16 protein-coding genes are annotated in these 20,519 nt (G+C 67.5%); 8 read left to right on the top strand and 8 right to left on the bottom strand.

Annotation, left to right across the window (positions count from 1 at the left end; genetic code table 11):
- Nucleotides 1-7: 7 nt before the first annotated feature.
- Nucleotides 8-2,401, bottom strand: a complete 2,394-nt coding sequence (locus OG716_RS22375; protein WP_405132727.1) for a PEP-utilizing enzyme — start codon at nt 2,399-2,401, stop codon at nt 8-10.
- Between the two features lie 165 nt (nt 2,402-2,566).
- On the opposite strand from OG716_RS22375, the gene OG716_RS22370 reads away from it, so the two are divergent.
- From OG716_RS22370 to OG716_RS22350, 5 genes are all read left to right on the top strand, one after another.
- Nucleotides 2,567-4,075, top strand: coding sequence for an FAD-dependent oxidoreductase (locus tag OG716_RS22370; protein WP_405132726.1), 1,509 nt, complete (start codon nt 2,567-2,569; stop codon nt 4,073-4,075).
- A gap of 351 nt (nt 4,076-4,426) precedes the next feature.
- A complete protein-coding gene (locus tag OG716_RS22365; RefSeq protein WP_405132725.1) occupies nt 4,427-6,184 on the top strand; it encodes an alpha/beta hydrolase in 1,758 nt (585 codons plus the stop codon).
- Nucleotides 6,185-6,390: 206 nt separating this feature from the next.
- Nucleotides 6,391-7,551, top strand: coding sequence for a 3-hydroxy-9,10-secoandrosta-1,3,5(10)-triene-9,17-dione monooxygenase oxygenase subunit (gene hsaA / locus OG716_RS22360; protein ID WP_355123381.1), 1,161 nt, complete (start codon nt 6,391-6,393; stop codon nt 7,549-7,551).
- On the top strand, nt 7,552-8,406 hold the full coding sequence (locus OG716_RS22355; RefSeq protein WP_405132724.1) for an alpha/beta fold hydrolase: 855 nt from the start codon (nt 7,552-7,554) through the stop codon (nt 8,404-8,406). It begins immediately after the preceding gene.
- A gap of 111 nt (nt 8,407-8,517) precedes the next feature.
- The gene (locus OG716_RS22350) at nt 8,518-9,042 is read left to right on the top strand and encodes a DinB family protein (protein ID WP_405132723.1); all 525 of its coding nucleotides are present in this window, start codon (nt 8,518-8,520) and stop codon (nt 9,040-9,042) included.
- 54 nt (nt 9,043-9,096) lie between these two features.
- Here OG716_RS22350 and OG716_RS22345 read toward each other — a convergent pair whose 3' ends face one another.
- On the bottom strand, nt 9,097-11,400 hold the full coding sequence (locus tag OG716_RS22345; RefSeq protein WP_405132722.1) for an ATP-binding protein: 2,304 nt from the start codon (nt 11,398-11,400) through the stop codon (nt 9,097-9,099).
- A gap of 257 nt (nt 11,401-11,657) precedes the next feature.
- Between OG716_RS22345 and OG716_RS22340 the strand changes: the two genes are divergently transcribed.
- Nucleotides 11,658-12,017 (top strand): hypothetical protein, encoded by a 360-nt coding sequence (locus tag OG716_RS22340; RefSeq protein ID WP_405139835.1) that lies wholly within the window; start codon nt 11,658-11,660, stop codon nt 12,015-12,017.
- Nucleotides 12,018-12,032: 15 nt separating this feature from the next.
- Here the strand turns inward: OG716_RS22340 and OG716_RS22335 are convergent, their stop codons facing one another.
- The 6 genes from OG716_RS22335 to OG716_RS22310 all read right to left on the bottom strand — a co-directional run bounded on the left by OG716_RS22335 (nt 12,033) and on the right by OG716_RS22310 (nt 18,506).
- Complete coding sequence (locus OG716_RS22335) at nt 12,033-13,001, bottom strand: alpha/beta hydrolase fold domain-containing protein (RefSeq protein ID WP_405132721.1); 969 nt, start codon at nt 12,999-13,001, stop codon at nt 12,033-12,035.
- Nucleotides 13,002-13,032: 31 nt separating this feature from the next.
- Nucleotides 13,033-13,761, bottom strand: coding sequence for a hypothetical protein (locus OG716_RS22330; RefSeq protein ID WP_405132720.1), 729 nt, complete (start codon nt 13,759-13,761; stop codon nt 13,033-13,035).
- Between the two features lie 32 nt (nt 13,762-13,793).
- Nucleotides 13,794-15,014 (bottom strand): bifunctional 3,4-dihydroxy-2-butanone-4-phosphate synthase/GTP cyclohydrolase II, encoded by a 1,221-nt coding sequence (locus OG716_RS22325; RefSeq protein ID WP_405132719.1) that lies wholly within the window; start codon nt 15,012-15,014, stop codon nt 13,794-13,796.
- Between the two features lie 142 nt (nt 15,015-15,156).
- A complete protein-coding gene (locus tag OG716_RS22320) occupies nt 15,157-16,881 on the bottom strand; it encodes an MFS transporter (protein WP_405132718.1) in 1,725 nt (574 codons plus the stop codon).
- Between the two features lie 73 nt (nt 16,882-16,954).
- Nucleotides 16,955-17,611, bottom strand: a complete 657-nt coding sequence (locus OG716_RS22315; protein WP_405132716.1) for a PadR family transcriptional regulator — start codon at nt 17,609-17,611, stop codon at nt 16,955-16,957.
- Nucleotides 17,612-17,669: 58 nt separating this feature from the next.
- Nucleotides 17,670-18,506, bottom strand: a complete 837-nt coding sequence (locus tag OG716_RS22310; RefSeq protein ID WP_355123403.1) for an IclR family transcriptional regulator — start codon at nt 18,504-18,506, stop codon at nt 17,670-17,672.
- A 246-nt stretch (nt 18,507-18,752) separates the two neighbouring features.
- Between OG716_RS22310 and OG716_RS22305 the strand changes: the two genes are divergently transcribed.
- Nucleotides 18,753-19,265: a flavin reductase family protein gene (locus tag OG716_RS22305; protein WP_405132715.1), complete on the top strand. Its 513-nt coding sequence runs from the start codon at nt 18,753-18,755 to the stop codon at nt 19,263-19,265.
- A gap of 85 nt (nt 19,266-19,350) precedes the next feature.
- Nucleotides 19,351-20,517 (top strand): Rieske 2Fe-2S domain-containing protein, encoded by a 1,167-nt coding sequence (locus OG716_RS22300; RefSeq protein ID WP_405132714.1) that lies wholly within the window; start codon nt 19,351-19,353, stop codon nt 20,515-20,517.
- Nucleotides 20,518-20,519 lie beyond the last annotated feature (2 nt).

The raw sequence follows: 20,519 nt of genomic DNA, 5'->3' as shown, positions 1-20,519 counted from the left end.
TGCAGTGCTACTCGGCGTCCGACAGCAGCGTGATGGTGCCCGCGGCGCCGTCGACCCGGACCCGCTGTCCGTCGGCGAGGCCGGTGCTGGCGGTCTTGGTGTCCACCACGCAGGGGACGCCGAACTCGCGCGCCACAATGGCGGCATGGGAGGCGGCGCCGCCGATATCGGTGACCACCGCGCCCGCATAGCCGAACATGGCGGTGTGGCCGGTATCGGTGACCGCGGCGACCAGAATGTCGCCGGGCTCGATATCGTCGTCGATCGACAGCACCCGCTTGACGGTGCCCTCGACCACGCCGGGGCTGACGCCGAGACCGGTCAGGACGCCGCCGATCGGCAGCGCGCCGGAGATCTCCTCCGGCTCCCATTCGCCATTGATCACATCGGGCATGCGGACGCCCTGGTAGCGGATGCGCTCGGCGCGGCGGCGGGCCACGCGCTCCTGCAGATCGGCGGGCGCCCAGAGGATTTCGTCGAGGGTCAGGAAGGCCGAATCCTCGATCTCGGTGAGCTTGCCGACCTTGACCAGGCGGGCCGCGCGCTCCCGGGTGGCCATTCGCAGGCCGTTGGTGACCCGCACGACGGCATCGCGGGCACGCTCGCGGTAGACGGTCGCGCCGACCGCCATCTTGGCGGTGCGGCTGGTCGGCTCGGCCACCGGTTCCCGGTGCGGCGCAGGCATTTCCGCGGCCCGACCGGCGGCGGTCACCAGCAGTTCGGGGCGATCGCCGAAGGTGGCGTTGATGAGCTCGCACTCGCCGGGGCCGCGGTGGCCGATCCGGTTCAGCTCCTCGGCCAGGGCCTTGGCGAATTCCGGCGACTTCTCCCGGGCGGCGGCCACATCACCGCTCTTGGCGATGGCCTGCAGCCCGGAGTCCCTGCGGCACAGCGCCGCCAGTCGCTCGACGGCCAGCATGGTCTTGGCCGATTCCAGCCGCTCCAGGTTGATCTTCACCTCGCCCTTGTGCGCCGCGGTCGCCGCGCCGGTCATCATGACGCCGATGGAGGCGGCCTGCCACGCCTGGTTCAGGCGGTCGCGCCACAGCAGGGCACGGGCGTGCAGCTGCTCATCGGTGAGCTCGGAGATCTGGTCCCGGGTAAGGGCTTCCGCGTGCGAGGCGGCATTGATCAGCTCGGCGGTCTTGCGGTAGCTCAGGGCGGTGGCGCCCACGCGGCCCAGCGCCTTGAAGGTGCCCAGGCGGGCGGCGAACCCGGTCGACATGGACGGGCGGCCCTTCGGATGCAGCTCCACATCGCCGATCGCGCCGTAGACATCGCGGCGCACGCTCTCCTCGTCCCAGCCGGGCATGTTCTCCGCGGAGAACACGCCGATGGACGCGTTGATGTACATGTGATGACCCATGACGCCGGTGACGCGGGAGACCCAGTGCTCCAGCGCGATTCCCTCGATGGCGATCATATGACCCATGGCCTCGTTGCCGAGCCGGATCGCACCCGCCTGCAGATCGATGGTCAGCGGAGTGAGCGGGCCGGGCAGCGCCTCGGAGGTATTGGTCGCGGTGAACACCGGAATGCGATCGTCGAGCAGATCGTCGAACTCGCCCTGAAGTCCTTCGGGCGCAGATGCTTTCAGTGAGTACCCGTCGGAGGTCGGCGCGTTCTGCGGCACCACGTGCGAGGGCAGCGGGATCGCGCCGCCGCGAGTGCGCAGACCGGAGCCGTCGGCCTTGCGGCCGTGCAGGCCGCGCACCACATCGGCGACGGTTTCGCGGGCGGTCCAGCCGTAGCGGAAGCCCCACTCCTCGCGGGCGGCGGTGGTGTCGACCTGGGTGCCGCTCGGGGCCGAACGATGCAGCCACGCAGCGTATTTGACGCCGGCATCCTTGAGTGCGCGGCGCATGTCGTCACCGGAGACCTCACCGGGAGCGGCCAGGCCCACGACGCCGCTGCGCTGCGAGAGCGCGGCCAGCACCAGGAAGCGCTCGAGGTCGTCGTAGTGCAGCACCTGCAGGGCGGTATTGCCGCGTGCGCCGGCCAGATTCTCCAGCGTGCGCCAGCTGCTGCTGTCGACGCGGCGGCCGGCGACCAGTGCGGTGCGCACGATGAGCGCATCGACGCCACTGCTCGCCACAATGTGTTCGGTCGTCGAATCCGCTCCTGCCGCAACGGGAACCACCAGTCGCGCACCGGCTTCACGAGCCGCAGAGACGATTCCGGCGATCGCGCGCCCGGCCAGATGCACCACGACATCCACGCCCGTGACGGCCCGGGTGCAGACCTGCGTATCGGCCGGATCGCCGACGGTGACCACGACGCGCGGGTCGACCAGACGATTGCGTTGCCGGTCCAGGCCGACGACCTCGTGCCCGGCCGCCAGCAGCATGCGCGCCACGGAACGTCCGCTGGGCTCGGTGACTCCGGTGACCAGAATCCGCATTGACTCTCCTCCTTGAAAGGCGACCCCAACCACAGTGACGCCGTTCACACACCATCCCCAGTGCACTGCCCGGGGACCGGTCACAGTCCCGGTCAACGGGATCGGAGAGTCGGTGAGCAAGATGGGGCGCTATGCCCCGCCGATGCGAGCGGGCACCGTGCAGGCATGACAGCGCGGAATTCGGTGACGCCACGGGCGGCCGGCGAGGTGAACCACTACGACATCGACACCGATGTGGTGATCGTCGGTTACGGGGCGGCCGGGGCGGCGGCCGCCTTCGAGGCCGCGTACACCGGGGCCAAGGTGCTGGTGCTGGAGCGCTCCGGCGGGCCGGGCGGAGCCTCGGCCATGTCCGGCGGCGAGATCTACCTCGGCGGCGGCACCCCGGTCCAGGTGGCCTGCGGGTTCGAGGACACCCCCGAGGAGATGGCGGCCTTCCTGAAGGCGGCCATGGGCGCGGGCGCGGATGCGGCCAAGATCGAGGAGTACAGCGCGGGCAGCGTGGAGCACTTCCATTGGCTGGTCGACCGGGGCGTGCCGTTCAAGCCGACCATGTGGGATGCGCCGACCTGGGTGCCGCCGACCGACGACGGGCTGATGTGGCTCGGCGAGAACAGCTGGCCCTTCACCGAATCGGCCAAGCCCGCGCCGCGCGGGCACCGGCCGACCGCCAATGACTTCGGCGGCAAGCTGCTGATGGAATGTCTGTCCGGTGCGGCCGAATCCGCCGGTGCCACAGCGCTGTTCGATGTGTACGTCACCACGCTGATCGTCTCCGGCGACAATGCGGTGGTGGGAGTTGTTGCGCGGCAATACGGTAAGGAGCTCACCATCCGGGCCCGCCGCGGCGTGGTGCTGACCACCGGCGGATTCGTCGACAATGACGCCATGCTCGCCGCGCACGCCCCCGAGCTGCTCGGCCATACCAAGGTGAGTGCGGGCACCGATGACGGCAGCGGTATCCGCATGGCGCAGGCGCTCGGCGCGGGGGTCCGGCACATGTCCTCCGGTCAGGTGGGCATGTCCCTCATCCCCGGTCTGGCCGCGCGCGGCATGGTCGTGAATGCCCGTGGCCAGCGCTTCATGAACGAGGACACGTATCCCGGCCGCATCGGCCAGGCCGCGCTGTACCGGCAGAACATGGGCGGCAGCTGGGCGGGTGCTGACACCGCCATGTGGGTCATCGTCGACGAGGCGGGTTTCGAAGACGTCCCCGAACCCCAGCGCTGGGGTGTCCAGCCCACCCACGTCGCCGAAACCGCCGCGGAGCTGGAACAACTCACCGGCCTGCCCACCGGCTCACTCGCCGACACCCTCCGCCGCTACAACGAATTCGCTACCGCCGGAGCCGATCTCGACCTCCACAAGTCCGCCCGCTGGCTCCGCCCCCTGACCTCCCCCCTGGCCGCCATCGACGTCAAAGCAGGCATCCGCCCACCCGCCGAAGCCGGCGACCGCCGCGGCACCGGCGCCTCCGTCTTCACCCTCGGCGGCCTGCACACCGACCTCGACGGCCACGTCCTGAACCTCGACAACACCCGCATCCCCGGCCTCTTCGCCGCCGGCCGGGCCACCAACGGCCTGCACGGCATCGGCTACATCTCCGGCACCTCCCTCGGCGACGGCACTTTCTTCGGCCGCCGAGCCGGAACCTCCGCCGCCCGCACCGAATAACCGGGCACGACAAAGCCCGTGTCAGCCGCACAGCCCTGATGGAGCCTGTGCGGCTGAGACAAAGACTGTGCGGTCGATGAGCGGCGCGTCTGCCGGTTCGACGCGCCGTGTTCGCGCGCTGTGCCGCGACTGAGCCTCTCGCGCAGCCGGCCTCTGATCGCCACGGCCCCCTCCAAGGGTGTGCGGCTCAGGTGCGAGCTGTTCTCTCGACAGAAGCAGCGTCAGGTGCCGGGTCGCGCTGCCCGCCGATGCGGAGGAGGCACGGGCTGCGCTCGAATCGCTGCCCGACTGGGTGGGGGCGTGCGCGTGTCGTGGGCGCGGTCGTGGCTAACTGCGGGCGACACTCGGGATATGACGGGTGAGCCACCACGTGGGCGGTCTTTCGGAGCGCGGGTTGCTGATGCGTTGCGGGCTGCTGATCGGGCGGTGCGGCCGAATTATGTCGGCGTTGTGGTCGGTGCGATCTTTTTCGCCTGGTCGGTGTCGCCTTCGCTGGTGCCCAGGGAGTGGATGTTCCAGGGGCTGGTGAGTGGGATCAGTGCGGTCATCGGGTATGGAGTGGGGTGTGTGCTGGAGTGGCTGGTGCGGCGGTGGGTGTGGCCGCTGCTGCCGGAGCCGGCGACCGAGTGGCTGCTGCGGTGGCGGCTGTCGGACCGGGCTCGGGAGCTCACCAAACTGGTGATCATGGTGGGTGCGGCGGTCGGGGCGGCCGCGATTCTGGCGCGGTCGGCGCGGTGGCAGCGCGATCTGGAAGTCCTCATGGGGATGAAGCCGACAACCACCTCCAGCTATCTGCGGGCGGAATTGCTGGCGGCGGCGACGGTGGCGCTGGTGATCGGGGCGTACCGCGCGTTGCGGTGGTTGCTGCGGTGGATCATTCGAGTGCTCAATATCGACTGGCGGATTCCGCGGGCCATTGCCGCGCCGGGAGCGGTAGTAGTGGTGCTGGTGCTCGCCGTCCTGCTGTTCCAGGGTGTACTCGCGAAAGCCTTCTTCTCCGTGGCGAATTCGGCGTTCAGTGTGCGCAACGGACACACCTCGGCTTCGGCCGTGCAGCCGACCCTGGCCGAGCGATCCGGCAGTCCCGAATCTCTGGCTCCGTGGCAGACGCTCGGGTCGGAGGGGCGCTGGTTCGTCTCGTATGCGCCGACCGCCGAGCGGATCACGCAGGTGACGGGAAGGCCTGCGCGCGAACCGATTCGCGCCTATGCCGGGCTGGAGTCCGCGCCGGCGGCGGAGGATGTCGCCAATCTTGTGGTGCGCGAACTCGATCGCACCCACGCCTGGGATCGTCAGGTCGTGGTGGTGGTGACCACGACCGGCACCGGCTGGGTGGACTCGACCACGGCGGCGGCCATCGAGTACATGTACGGCGGCGATTCCGCCATCGCGGCGACCCAGTACTCGTATCTGCCGAGCGTGCTGTCGTTCCTGTCGGACAAGCAGAAGGCCGCCGATGCCGGGCGACTGCTGGTGCACGCGGTGCACGAGCGCTGGGCCACCCTGCCGCCGGACCATCGGCCGAAATTGCTGGTGTACGGCGAAAGCCTCGGCTCGCAGGGGTCGGAGGCGGCCTTCACCGGGCTCGATGACATTCGCACCCTGGTCGACGGGGTGCTGTGGGTCGGGCCGCCGAACTCGAACCGGCTCTGGAGTCAGCTCACCGAGCGCCGTGATCCGGGTACCCCGGAAATCCTGCCCATCTACGCCGACGGTCTCATCGTCCGCTTCGCCGCGGACGCCGAGAATCTGAATCGTCCGGACCGGCAATGGATTTCGCCCCGCGTCGTCTACCTCCAGCATGCCTCCGACCCCATTGTCTGGTGGTCGCCGGACCTGCTCTTCACCCAGCCCGACTGGCTGAAGGAACCGCGCGGCGCCGATGTCTCCCGGTCGATGCGCTGGTGGCCGATCGTCACCTTCTGGCAGGTGAGTGCGGATATGGCGCACGCTCAGAAGGTTCCCTCGGGCCACGGCCACCGCTACGGCACCCTGTGCCTGGACGGCTGGGTCGCCGTCGCCCAGCCCGCCGACTGGAATTCCGACCTCGCCGGCCGCATTCGACAGGCCCTGGATGAGGACATCGACTGGGAATACGCGCACAAGTAGCGGATCGGCGGCCCAACCGGAGCTGTGCGCGCGGCTGCTCCCGCTCGGCCCAGCGCCCTCGTGCTGCCCTCCCGCTGCCTGGCAGTGGGGCGGCCGCTCTCCTCTCACCGGGATGAGATTCCGTTGACCGGGACTTTTCCGGCCGCCGGGTGTTCTGGGCCATAGCGTCGGGTGCAGGAACCACTGCACGAGGAGGAAACACCCGCATGACGAACAAGGTGCTCGATCAGGTTCGGGATCTGCTGCCCGCGATCCGGGAACGGGCGGTGCAGGCCGAACAGCAGCGGCGGGTGCCCGACGCCAGCATTGCCGAGTTGACCGAAGCCGGTGTGTTTCGCATGCTGCAGCCCAAGCGCTTCGGCGGCGCGGAGGCTTCCCCGGTGGACTTCTACCAGGTGGTGCGCGCCATCGCGACCGCCTGCCCCTCCACCGCGTGGGTGACCTCGGTGCTCGGCGCCCACCCGTGGCAGCTGGCGCTGTTCGACGATCGCGCGCAGCAGGATGTGTGGGGCGAGGACCCGGATATCCGGGTGTCGTCCTCCTACGCGCCGACCGGCAAGCTGACCGCCGTCGAGGGCGGGTTCGAGATGTCCGGTCGCTGGAGCTTCTCCTCCGGCTGCGACCACGCGCAGTGGGTTTTCTTGGGCGCGCTGCTGCCCACCGACAAGGGCATGGACTACTTCACGGTGCTGGTTCCGCGCACCGACTACCGCATCGAGGATGTCTGGCACGTCTCCGGACTCTCGGGCACCGGCTCCAATGACATCGTCATCGAGAAGGCCTTCGTCCCGGCCTACCGCATGTACTCCGCCACCGATCAGGCGAACCTGATCGGCCCCGGCCAGGAGGTGAATACCGCTCCGCTGTACAAGATCTCGTTCGGCAGCGTCTTCTCCAACACCATCACCGCGCCGATCATCGGCGCGGCCGAAGGCGCGTACGAGGCGCATATCGAGCGGCAGCGCGAGCGTGTGCGCCTGTCCTACGGCGGCCAGAAGGTCTCCGACGATCCGTTCGCGCATGTGCGAATCGCCCGCGCCGCCAGCGAGATCGACGCCGCCATCCTGCAGATGGAGCGCAATACCTCCGAGCAGCTGCGCTATGCCGAAGCGGGCGAGGAGATTCCGTTCGAGGTCCGCCTGCGCACCCGCCGTGATCAGGTGCGCGGCACCGAACGCGCCTTGGAGGCAATCGATCTGCTGTTCAAGAACTCCGGCGGCCACTCCATCAAGCAGCCGAATCCGATCGAGCGGCACTGGCGTGACGCCCACGCAGGCAGTGTGCACGCCATCAATGACATCGAGCGCGCGCTGGCCATGTTCGGCAAGGGCGCCATGGGCCTCGAGGTCACGGATCGGATGCTGTAAATGACTCTCACCGTGGAGAATACCGAGCGCTGGGTCACCGTCGACGGGCATAAGCTGCGCTATCACGAGGCGGGCTCCGGCGCGCCGCTGGTGCTGCTGCACGGCTCCGGCGCGGGCGTCTCGGGCTGGGCCAACTTCGGCAATAATCTGCCGGTGCTGGCCGAGCACTTCCGCTGCCTCATTCTCGATCAGCCCGGCTTCGGCGCCAGCGAACGCCCGGAGGTGTACGAGCGCAACTACCTTCGCATCGCCGCCGATGCGGTGATCGGGCTGCTGGATGAGCTCGGCATCGAAAAGGCGCACCTGCTCGGCAATTCCATGGGCGGCGGCGTGGCCGCCATGCTCGCGCTGGACCATCCGGGCCGGGTGGACCGCGTGGTGCTCATGGCGCCCGGCGGCGTCGGCGTGAATGTGCTCGGACCCGAACCGTCCGAAGGCATTCGGCGGCTGATGGAATACAACGCGGCCCCCTCCGGCGAACGCGCCATGGGCTTCCTGCGCGCCATGGTGTTCAACGAGGCCACGCTCACCCCGGAACTGGTGGCGACCCGCCTCGAGGCCGCCGCCGATCTCCGCGGCCAGGCCGCCCTGCGCGACGCCTACGCCACCTTCTACAACCCGAAGTTCGCCGAACCGCTCCCGCTGTGGGCGCGGCTCAAGGGCCTGCAGCACGAGGTCCTCATGCTGTGGGGCCGCGATGATCGCGTCACCCCCGTCGAGGGTTCGCTCTTCCCGGCTCGGCAGCTGCCGAACTCGGATCTGCGCATCTTCTCCCGCTGCGGCCACTGGGTGCAGGTGGAGCGCAAGGACGCATTCGAACGCTCGGTGATCGACTTCCTGAACAACGGTCTGTAGGACACCGACTCTCGCGCCCGTCCCGTGCCCTGAATCCGGGCGTGGGGCGGGCGCGAAGTCGTCTGCGCAAAGTCGGTTTCGCGCCACCGCCGCCGCGGGTAGGTTCCGACTATGACGTGGACAGCGCCCGAGATCCAACGTACCTCGCAGCAGCTCGTCGGTGACGAGCGTGCCATGCTCCAATCCCTGCTCGACCGCGGCCGCAATGTACTGCTGTGGAAATGCCAGGGCCTCAATGGAACCCAGCTCGCCACCCGCAGCGTAGAGCCCTCCTCGATGTCCCTGCTCGGCCTGCTGCGCCATATGACCGAGACCGAGCGCGGCTGGTTCCGCAAACGAGCGGCCGCCGAAGACCTCGACTACCTCTACTGCGCCCTCGGAACCAACGAGGACGGCGACTTCGACGACACCGAGGCCGCCGCGGCCGAGGCGGACTACGCCCGCTATCTCGATGAAATCGCCTTGTCCGACAAGGCCGTTGCCACCCTGCCCCTGGACCACACCGTCACCCACCCCCGTACCGGCACCGACCTCTCACTGCGCTGGATCTACCTCCACATGATCGAGGAGTACGGCCGCCACGCCGGCCACGCCGACCTCCTCCGCGAACGGATAGACGGCGCAACAGGGTACTGACCAGCATCGAGCCGACTGCGCGAGATGCTGGGCCGACCCGGTATATCGGGGGACTCAGAGGGCGTGTTCGTGGGCCCAGGCGGCGACCTGGGTGCGGGAGGTGAAGCCCAGCTTGGTGAGGATGTGTTCGACGTGGGTTTCCGCGGTGCGAATGGAGATCACCAGATCGGCGGCTATGCGCTTATTGCTGTGGCCGGCGGCGACCAGGCGGGCCACGTCTTTTTCGCGGCGGGTGAGGACATTCGTTTCCGAGGCCGCCACGGCCGATTTGCGGGCGACCCGCTTGGGTGCGGCGGACTCCGGTTCGGGGGCGGGTGCGACGGTGCGGCCGAGGGCGTAGTCGATGGCCTCGCTGAGGGGCATATTCGCACCGGCGCCGAAGGCAGCGCGGAAAGCGTCCTCGCCCAGCGCATCCCGCATCTTCAGCAGCTCCTTGTCGCCGACGGCGACGGTGATGGCGTGCGCCAGGCGAATGGTGCTGCGCTGCAGGGATTCCGCCGCGCCGAGCAGGGTGGCGGCGCGGAGGTGGTCGCCGTTCGCCGAGACGGTCCAGGCCAATCCCTCGAAGGCCGAGGACAACCAGACGCAGCGGTCGAACAGTGCGAGCTGTTCGATGGCACGGCGGTGGAATTCGGCGGAAGCCTCCAGATCGCCCAGCCGCCAATGGTCGATGCCGACCGTCCACAGCGCCAGCCCGCCGAGCAGATGTGATCCGCTCGCGGTGGTGAGTTCCAGGAAACGGTGCGCCAATTCGGTGCGGCCGGGGGCCTCCAGCACCATGGCCGCCATGAATGAGAAGGCGTGACTGTCCATTTCGATGGCGTGCTGCCCGTTCTCGGCCGCCAGCGCGATAGAGGATCGCCCCAGATCCAGCGATCGCTGGCGGTCGCCGGTGGCGAAGGCGAGCAGCGAGCGGTCCAGTGCGGCCTCCGCCATGATGTCGGAATTCGGCAGTGTCGCAGCCAATTCCAGACATTCGGTGACCAGTCCGGCCGCCGACTCCTGATCGCCGAGCAGGGCCGCCAGCGAGGCCGCCGAGGACAATGCCTTGGCGCGCTCCGCGGTCGGTTCGGGGTTGCGGGCCAGCGCATCGGTGAGCCAGCGATAGCCCTCCGACAGGAAGCGATTGTGCTCCCAGAACGGCCGCAGCACCGTCACCGTCGCAATGGTCTCCAGCGGATCGTCCTCCAGCCCGGAGCGCAGGGCCGCTCGCAGATTCGGGTGCTCGCGGGTCAATTCGCGGAACCACACCACATCACCGGATGTCCAGTACGCGGTCTGCCCACGCATGGCCAGCTCCCGATAGTGCTTGCGATGCCGGCCGCGCACCGCTGCTGCGTCGCCGCGCTCCCGCAGCCGGTCCGCGGCGAACTGCCGAATCGGCTCCAGCATCGAAAACCGTGCGGTATCACCGTCATAGCGCTGCATGACAACGGATTTGTCGACCAGCCCGGTGAGCGCGTCGATGAGCGATCCGGAGCCCAGTTCGCAGACCGCCTCCGCGGCCTCGATATCGAATCCGCCCGAGAACACCGAAAGCTGTTCCCACAGCCGCTGTTCGGCGGGCGTGCACAGGTTGTAGCTCCAGCGAATCGCGCCCTCGATGGTCTGCTGCCGCTCCGGCGCGGTACGCGGTCCGGCACTGAGCAGACCCATGGTGTCGTCGAGCCGGTGCAGGATCTGTTCGGGAGTGAACATGCGCAGCCGCAGCGCCGCCAATTCCAGTGCCAGCGGCATACCTTCGAGGCGACGGCAGATCTCGGTCAGCACCGCGCGATTGCCCGCGGTGAGGGTGAATTCGGGGTTCGCGGCGCTGGCGCGTTCGATGAACAGCTGCAGCGCATCGCTGTCGCCGGGCACCCCGTGATCGGGCACGGCCAGTGGCGGCACCGGCATCACCTGTTCACCCGGAATCCCGAGCACCTCGCGGCTGGTGGCCAGCACCCGCACATCCGGTGTGGTGGCGATGATCCGGCCGACCAGCGTGGCACAGGCCTCGATCAGATGCTCGCAATTGTCGAGAATCAGCAGCAGCCGCTTGTCGGCCAGGAATTCGGTGAGCCGGGGGAGCGGCGCGGTGGTCTCATCGCTCAGATTCAGGGCCTCGGCGACGCTGAGGGTGACCAGACTGGGGTCCTGTAGATCGGCGAGTTCGACCAGCCACACGCCGTCGGGAAACGCGCGCGCCACCAGCTGTCCGATCTGCCGGGACAATCGCGTCTTCCCCATACCGCCGGGACCGAGCAGGGTGAGAACCCGAGTGGTGGGCAGCAGCCGTTTCGCGGTAGCCAGTTCGTCGCGACGGCCCACAAAACTGGTGACCTCCGCCGGGAGGTTTCCATTGACACGCCGCGCCATGAGCACCAACCTATGTGATCCGTGACGCTGATTGCCACCGGCGGTGGCATAAACGCAGTTCGCGTCGTTCTGGTTGTGCTTGCCAAGCACTGTGCCCCCGCTTACAACTCGGATGGCGCCGAGCAGGGGGAGCCCCGCACGAGTGTCCGAATTGTCGGTACAACCCATGTGCGGAGCGAATAAGTAGTTAAGCTCGATTCGTGTCGAGCAGACCGCGCCGCGCCCGCCTCGAGGATGTGCACGAACTGGCCGGGGCCATGCCGCACGTCACCGTCGAACAGGGCCCGGCCGGTAATCCGGTGTACCAGGTGGGCCGCAAATCCTTCATCTTCTTCCGCACGCCCCGCCCCGATGCCTTCGATCCGGATACCGGCGAGCGCTATACCGATGTCATCGTCTTCTGGGTGCCCTCCGAATCCGACAAACTGGCCCTCGTCCAGGATCCGGATTCACCGTTCTTCACCACACCGCACTTCCAGGGTCATCTCTCGGTCCTGCTACGCGCCTCTCGCCTGCGGGAACTGACGGTCCGGGAACTGGCCGAGGTGATTCAGGACGCCTGGCTCTCCCGGGCGTCCCCGGCCCGGGCCCGCCAGTGGCTGGCTGAGCACCCCTGACCGCGCCGTCGCCGGCTAACCGGACTCACCTGCGGCGCACCGCTTCTCGGCCGCCAGCGCGTCACACAGTGCCGCGATGATCACAGCGCGCCCGGCCCGGCCCTCGGTTGTCGGCGTCAAGGGATAGACGTGCACCAGCCCGGTGCCCTCGTAATAGTCGGTCTGCACACCGGCCGCCCGCGCCTTCGCCACCAGCAGCCGCACATCCGGCAGCACAATGTCCCGGGTGCCGCTGAAAATCGTCAGCGGACCCAGGCCGCGCAGGTCGGCGGCCAGGGGACTGACCCGGGGATCGGACAGGGACAGCTGCCCGCGCCAATGCTCGATGAAGACCCGTGTGCCCTCCTTGCCGAGCCACGGATCATTCGGCAGCACCACATCGATCTCCGGATTGCTCAGCGACAGATCGACCGCGGGCGAAATCAGCACTGTCCGAGGCACACTCAGCTGATGCTCATCGCGCAGCACCACGGCGGTCGAGAGCGCGATCTGCCCGCCCGCCGAATCCCCGGCCAGGCAGACCTCGCCGTACCGGGCCCGATTGTCCAGCACCAGCCCGGCGATCTCGTCGACCACCTCCAGCGCGGTGCCGATGGGAACCAGCGGATAGATGGGAACGGTGACCGTGGTGCCCACCCGGGCGGCGATCTCCGCCGCCAAAGCCCAATGCTGCGGCGCGATTTCATTCACCCACGCGCCGCCGTGCACGTACACGACATTGCCGCGCACCGGACCGCTGCGCGGCACGATGGTGTACACCGGCCACCCCAGGCTGTGATCCACCGACACCACCACATCCGAGCGCAGTCGCCGCGGCGGGCCGTAGCTCTTGGGCCGCAGGCTGCGCTCCCGAAGATGCTTGCGTGCCGCTTCCGGTCCGAGGAACGCCCGGTTGGCTCGAATCACGCGCAGGTACGCGGGGATGACCCAGCGGCTGGCGAAGCTCGGCATCATTGCCTCCTGCGAAGAGTCGTACGCCGTCATCTCGCGACCCTACCGTCGCCGGGCGGCACTGCTATCCGAACAGTGTCTTGATGTCGCTGACCAGCCAGCGACCGTTCGATTGTTCCTGCAGCGTCATGAGCATCGGAACGACTGTCGCGCCCGGCGTGGGATTGGTCGCGGTCGACCTGGTCTGCTTGGCGCTGACCAGCACCTCGGCATCGTGTGCGGTCAGCGAGCTGACACCGCAGTGCAGGTCGGTGACGGAGCTGCGCACCTGAGCCTGGACCATCGCCGGCCGCAGCCCGGCCGAGCTCTCGGAGAAGCTCTGATGCCAGGAGCCGGTCGAGCCGTTCAGCACCGCGGTGAAATAGGGGTCGAGATCGGTGTACGAGTAGGTGGACATGGTCGTCGCGTAGTCACACGCCGCGCGCCGTACCACCGCTTGCCGCCCGTCCACATCCGAAACCTGCTGCCGCATTTGCGCTATGGTGCTGCCCCGCTCCTGCGCGGTATGCCGCTGCTGGGTGTACATGACGAAGAAGGTGACGGCGATGGCCACACACAGCACCGCCAGTGCCGCCGAGATCACCGGAATCATCGTCACCGCCCGCGACCGCGGTGGCGGCATCGAATACGACTGGGGTGGCATCGAATACGGCTGCGGCGGCGCGATCGGCTGCTGCTGGATCGGCTGCTGCGGGGAGGCGGGGCCCGGGGGGACGCGCTGCTCGGCCGGCATCACGTGCGGCTGCCGCGGCGATACGGAGTGCGGCTGCGGTACGTCGTCGGGCGTCGACACTGAATCCCCCTCGCGATGACTGTGCGCAGATGCTATCCCGCCGCGTCGACCTCGGTGAGCTGGTGGCTCATCCGATCACGTTTGGTGCGCAGATAGTGCACATTGTGTTCGGTGGGCAGCGTCTGCAGCGGAACACGGCGCCGCACCGCGATGCCGTGTGCCTCCAGTCCGGACTGTTTGGCGGGGTTGTTGCTCAGCAGCAGAACGGAGTTCACGCCGAGGTCGGCGAGAATGCGTGCGGCCGCGCCGTAATCGCGGGCGTCGATGGGGAGGCCGAGCTGTACGTTGGCGTCCACGGTGTCCGCGCCTTGATCCTGTAATTCGTAGGCGCGCAACTTGTTCAGCAGGCCGATGCCCCGGCCCTCCTGGCCGCGCAGATAGACGACGACGCCGCGGCCCTGTGCGGCCACCGCCTCCAGTGCGGCATCGAGCTGTTCGCCGCAGTCGCAGCGCCGGGAGCCGAAGGCATCGCCGGTGAGGCATTCCGAGTGCACCCGGGTGAGGACTTCGTCGCCGGCGGGATCACCGCAGACCAGGGCGAGATGCTCTGTGCCGGAATGCTCATCGGCATAGCCGACCACCCGGAAGTCGCCGAAGCGGGTGGGCAGCCGGGTCTCGACCACGCGCGAGATGCCGTTCTCCAGGCTCTTGCGGTGCGCGATCAGATCGGCGATGGAGATGATCGGGATATCGTGCGCGCGGGCCATGACCAGCAGTTCGGGCAGCCGCGCCATGGAGCCGTCGTCAGCGACGACCTCGGCGATCACTCCGGCGGGCCGCAGCCCGGCCAGCCGCATGAGGTCGACGGCGGCCTCGGTATGGCCCGGACGGCCCAGTACGCCACGGGGATTCGCGCGCAGCGGGAAGACGTGCCCGGGGCGGGAGAGCTCCTCGGGCCCGGTGCGCGGATCGGCGAGCAATCGCATGGTGCGCGCGCGATCAGCGGCCGAAATCCCAGTGCTGACACCGGAAATCGCATCCACGGACACGGTGTACGCGGTTCCCTTGGGATCCTGATTGACGGCCGTCATGGGCGGCAATTGCAGCCGATCCAGGTCCTCGCCCGCCATGGGCACGCAGATCACGCCGCTGGTGTAGCGCACCAGGAAGGCGATGTTCGCGGGCGTCGCCTTCTCGGCGGCGAGGACGAGATCGCCCTCGTTCTCGCGGTCCTCGTCGTCCACCACGAGCACCATGCCGCCGGCCGCGATCGCGGCCACCGCGGTCGTAATGCTGTCGAGTTCACCGGTCATCGTCGACCACCTCCTCTGGGTATTCCTAATAGAAATATGCGCAGCGCGGAACAACGAGGTGGGGTCCCGCTCACCGGAAAGAAAAGCGGAAAGAAAAGTGGCCCGGAGGCATGCTGCCTCCGGGCCACTTCCATTCAGTCGATCAGTACGCTGTACCGCCGGTGGCGGGTGTGCGACCGGCCTTCATGATCACCGCGCCGATGAGCGCGATGATCGCCGCTCCCGCGATGAAGTAGAAGCTGATCTCGTATCCCTTGTCGGCGAACAACATCGGGATGTCCTGGGTGACAGTGTTCGGGCCCTTCGGAGTCAATACCGTGACCTCCGCCTTGACCGGGTTGGCATTGAGGAAGGCCGTGGCCACCGCCAATCCGATGCCCGCGCCCATGGATTGCATGACGCCGAGCATGCCCGCGCTGATGCCCTGCTGTTCCGCAGGCACCGCCTCCACCATGAGATTCGGTGTGGCCGCGTAGTAGAGGCCGAAGGCGATACCGAAGACCGCGCTGATCAGTGCCTGCATACCCCAGCCGTGCGAGGTGGTCGCATAGGCGATGGCCGCGCCGACGAAGATGACGAGTGCGAACACCAGTGGCTGACGCCCGCCTCTGCGGCGAATCCAGAGACCACCGAGGAAGCCGAAGAGCATGGCGATGATCGACTGTGCGACCGCGAGATGCGTGGCGTACTTCAGCAGGCTGAAACCATTGCCGTAGGTATAGCCCGGATCCAGTTTCACATCGACCATATTCGGCGGCAGCTGCGAGTAGACGGCCTCCGGCGGCACCTTGACCGCACCCGGCGGCAGTTCCACGCCGGGCGGCAGCGCTGCCTTCGCCTGTGCTTCGGCCCCGGCCTGTGCCTGCTGCAGCGCACCGGCCTTGACCTGATCCCAGGTGGCGGTCTTGACCTGATCGACGACCTCGGCGGCCGGCGGGGACTGGGTCATGTAACCGGTTGCGTAGGACTGGTATCCGATCATGAGCGAGGCCAGCAGTGCGATGAACAGCAGCACACTCACCCGCGGCGTGAACAGCAGCTTCATATCCATGATCGGGTTCTTGACGCGCATTTCCACGATCGGGAACAGCGCCAGCAGCACCAGGCCGCCGATGAGCCATGCCAGGGTTGACGGCTTGCTCCAGCCCCAGTCCTGGCCGTTGTCCAGGTAGATCAGGGTGAACACCAGGCCGGCGCCGAGCAGAATCGCGCCGACGAGGTCCAGCCGCTGCGGGGTGCGCAGCTTGGATTCCGGGACGATCGCGATCACCAGGGGAATCATCACCACGGTGAAGGCGAACAGGAACCAGAAGATGGAACGCCAGCTGTAGTGATCGACAATGAAGCCGCCGATCAGCGGGCCGGCCAGCGCCGAGACGCCCAGACCGGTGGAGGCGATGCCCAGGCCGATCGGAACCAGCTTGCGCGGCATCAGGTCTCGAATGAGGCCGTAGGAGATGACCGCGGTCGCAATGGCCGTCGCCTGCAGGCCGCGGCCCAGCAGGAAGAGCATCCAGTTGCTGGTGATCGCGCAGATGGCGCAGCCGATCATGAACAGCACGCCGCAGACCAGGAACATCCGCTTCTTGCCGACGATATCGCTGAGCTTGCCGATGACCGGTGAGGTCGCGGCGCCGACGACGCCGAAAATAATGATGGCCCAGTTGATATTCGCGCCGTGGGTCGGGAAGGTGGGCGCGATCTGGCGCAGGGCCGCGGAGACCATGACGTACTGCATGGGTGCAACCTCGGTGAACAGCACGATCACGGCGAGGACGGAGAAGATCCGAAACTTCGAGGCCCCGTCGAGGCGGCCGGTGTTGTCGTCGGCGCTGGGGGGCGCCGTGGTATCGACGGAGGTAGACATGTGGCGTCCTCCAGATTGGGTGGGTAACACGGTGACGTGAACCGTGTCACAACCCGGGGGCGCCGACTATGGACTAGTCCGTTGAGTGGGACTTTTCTGAATTTGGTCGTTTCACATTCTTGCGGCGGCTACGCTGCCTCGCTAGTTTGTCCAGATCAGCCAGGAGATCGGCGGCGAATTCGCGCTCGGCCTCGTAATGCTTGACGCACCAGCGCAATACCGCGCTCGGGTAGGCCCAGTCCGGATTGGCGTCGGCCCCGTCGGCGTCGATCTGCGCCCGGCGCTGCATGCGCTCGGCGTAATCGATGTGCTGGGTGAGGATTTCGCGCATGCGGTCCGGTTCGGCGAGATGGCCCAGCCAAGCCCGCAGCATCACACTGTGTTTCAGGACGGGGGCCTCGACGGGGGAGTTGTTCACCCAGTGCGAGGCGGCCTCCCGTCCGCTCTCGGTAATGGCGTACATGCGTTTACCGCGCATGCCGTCCTCGGAGACCACGGTCCGCGAGGTCGCGTAGCCGTGCTTCTCCAGCCGTTTGAGCTCGGCGTAGATCTGGCTGAACGACGGACTCCAGTAGAAGAACTGCAGACTCCAGTCCGCCCACTTCTTCAGGTCGTAGCCGGAGAGTTCGTCTGCGTGCGAGAGCATTCCGAGCACGGCCCAGGCGGTGGTGGGCAGATCCGGGATCGCCTGTTCCTCGCCGTGGGCGGGGCGCGCAGCGCCTTCGGTCATAGTCGAACTGTATCGCTCTCGCACGCGCGTTCCTTCTGTGTCCGGTTCGAACATTGGGTCAGCGCCAGTGCGCACGACGCGGGAACAGGGTGCGCCCGGCCTCGTGGGCGACCTCGAGCACAACGCGGGCCAGCCGGTCGTAGCTCATGCCGTCGGCGCGACCCGACAGTGACAGTGCGGCCGGTGCGGTACCGCGGCCACGCAGCGGCGCTGCGACACAGGCGATTCCGACGACGGCTTCCTCGCGGTCGATGGCCACGCCCTGGCGCAGGCGGATCTGCGCGAGTTCACGTGAGAGCGCGTCCGGTTCGCAGATGGTGCGCGGGGTCAGGCGCGGCAGCCGGACGCGCAGCGCGGCCTCGGCGATATTGGGCTCCAGACAGGCGAGCATGGCCTTGCCGACACCCGTTGCGTGCGCGGGCATTCGGCCGCCGAGGCGGGTGGGCAGGCTGGAGGCGAAGCGGCCGCCGGCCTTGTCCAGGTAGACCACATCGCGGCCGTCGAGCACCGCGAGGTGGCCGACCATGCCGGTGCGCTGGCTCAATTCGTGCAGCAGCGGGCTGACGGCATCGCGAATCTCGTTGTGATCGGCGGTGAGTCCGCCGAGTTCGAGGGTGCGCATGCCCAGGCGGTAGCCGCCCGAGGTGTGTGCCAGCCAGCGCAGCTTGATCATCTGATCGAGGATGCGGTGCACGGTGGAACGCGGCAGCCCGGTGCGCTCGACCAGGCCGAGCAGGGTGAGTGTGGGGGTGGAGGTGTCGAACGCGTCCAGGATCAGGGTCATCCGCTCGATCATCGAGACGGGGACTTCGGCGCTGGCGTTTCGATTCTGGTTGGCGCGCATGGGGGTATGAGGGTTTCGAGCTTCCGCGGAGGGGAGCAGTGCGACGGACATTTGAGCCTCCGTTGGTTCCGGCATCCAGTCTAGGGATATTCCGATTAGGCATGTGCCGGGTTCGGACCTTGTGCTACCCATCACAGTGCCCTGCACCACACGCTGGGGAATCGGGAGAACTACGTAGCTTTTGTCCCGTTCTACGGATTCATGTCTCGGTGACCGAACCATCATATTGACGCCTCCTCGTCCTGACCTGCTGTTATGACTGACAGCCATATTTCGAACCGAAATAAAGGAGGCGCCGTGGAACCGGTGCTGGAGGTGGATCGCATGCCTACGGAGATCGACCCGACCGCTTTCAAAGCAGTGCTCGGGCGGTTCGCCTCCGGGGTCACTGTGATCACCGCCATTGACGAGGGGGAGCCGGTCGGCTTTGCCTGCCAGTCCTTCGCATCGCTGTCCCTCGAACCGCCGCTGGTGAGCTTCTTCCCCGCCCGGACCTCGAGCACCTGGCCGCGCATTCGGCGCGCCGGGCGGTTCTGCGTGAACATCCTGGCCGATCATCAGACCGAGATCTGCCGCCAGCTCGGGCGCCCCGGCGCCGACAAGTTCGCGGGCGTCGAGTGGACCGGCTCGGAGAACGGGTCGCCACTGCTCACCGGGGCCCTGGCAACGATCGACTGCGAACTGCACGACGAGGTCGACGGCGGTGACCACACGGTGGTGATCGCCCGGGTGACCGGTTTGAACGAGCACTCCGAGGCGACACCGCTGCTCTTCTACCGCGCGAGCTTCGGACGTCTCGCAGACCGATAGCAACCTCCCGGCCAGTGGGACAGCCATTGTCATCGGCGTCACATCGGCCGCAACCATCAATACAAGGCAAGGGAGAGGAACTCACATGACCACCACGGATGGTGCTGTCACGGAAGTGCGAGTCATCGATGCGGGCGCGCCGCCTGCCCGATTCGCGCGCGGCTGGCACTGCCTGGGCCTGGCCGACACCTTCCGGGACGGAAAGCCGCACACCGTCAAGGCGTTCGGCACCGAGATCGTGGTGTTCGCGGCCGAGGACGGCACCCTGAACGTGCTGAACGCGTACTGCCCGCATATGGGCGGAAACCTCGCCGACGGCACCGTCAAGGGTGATTCGCTGGCCTGTCCGTTCCACGATTGGCGCTGGAACGGCAAGGGCAAGTGCACCGGCATTCCGTATGCGCGCCGGGTACCGCCGCTGGCCCGCACCAGGGCGTGGCCGACCATGGTCGAGAACAAGCAGCTGTTCGTCTGGAACGATCCGGAGAACAAGCAGCCGCCGGCCGAGGCCGCGATTCCGCGCGTCGACGCCGCCTTCGACGAGCAGTGGACCGACTGGACCTGGAACTCCATGATCGTCGACGCCAACTGCCGCGAGGTCATCGACAATGTCGTGGATATGGCGCACTTCTTCTATGTGCACTACGGCTTCCCGACCTTCTTCAAGAATGTCTTCGAAGGCCATATCGCCAGCCAGTACATGACCTCGGTCTCGCGCGAGGACATGATGGGCGCGACCGCGAAAGCGTTGGGCGGCAAGAACGTCCTGCAGTCCGAGGCGTCGTACTACGGGCCGTCCTACATGATCGACTACCTCGAGAGCGAGAGTGCGAACGGGCTGGTCGTCGAGGGCTACCTCATCAACTGCCACTACCCGATCAATGAGAACCAGTTCGTGCTCATGTACGGCGCCATCGCCAAGAAGCCCGAGGGCGTCTCGCCCGAGCAGGCCGCGGAGATCGCGGAGAAGTTCGTCGGCGGACTCGGCAAGGGCTTCGAGCAGGACGCGAATATCTGGAAGCGCAAGTCGCGCATCAACAATCCGCTGCTGTGCGAGGAGGACGGGCCGGTCTACCAGCTGCGTCGCTGGTACGAGCAGTTCTACACCGACGCTGCCGAGGTCACCGAGGAGATGACCACCCGGTTCGAGTTCGAGGTGGACACCACCCGCGCTGTCACCGCCTGGGAGGCCGAGGTCGCGGACAACCTGGCCAAGCGCGCCGAAGCCGACGCCGCTGCGGCGCAGGCCTGAGA

This window comes from Nocardia sp. NBC_01388, assembly GCF_045040085.1.
Classification (GTDB): domain Bacteria; phylum Actinomycetota; class Actinomycetes; order Mycobacteriales; family Mycobacteriaceae; genus Nocardia.
Note: the sequence above shows the minus strand (reverse complement) of the source record. Positions and strands in the feature narration are given on the sequence as shown.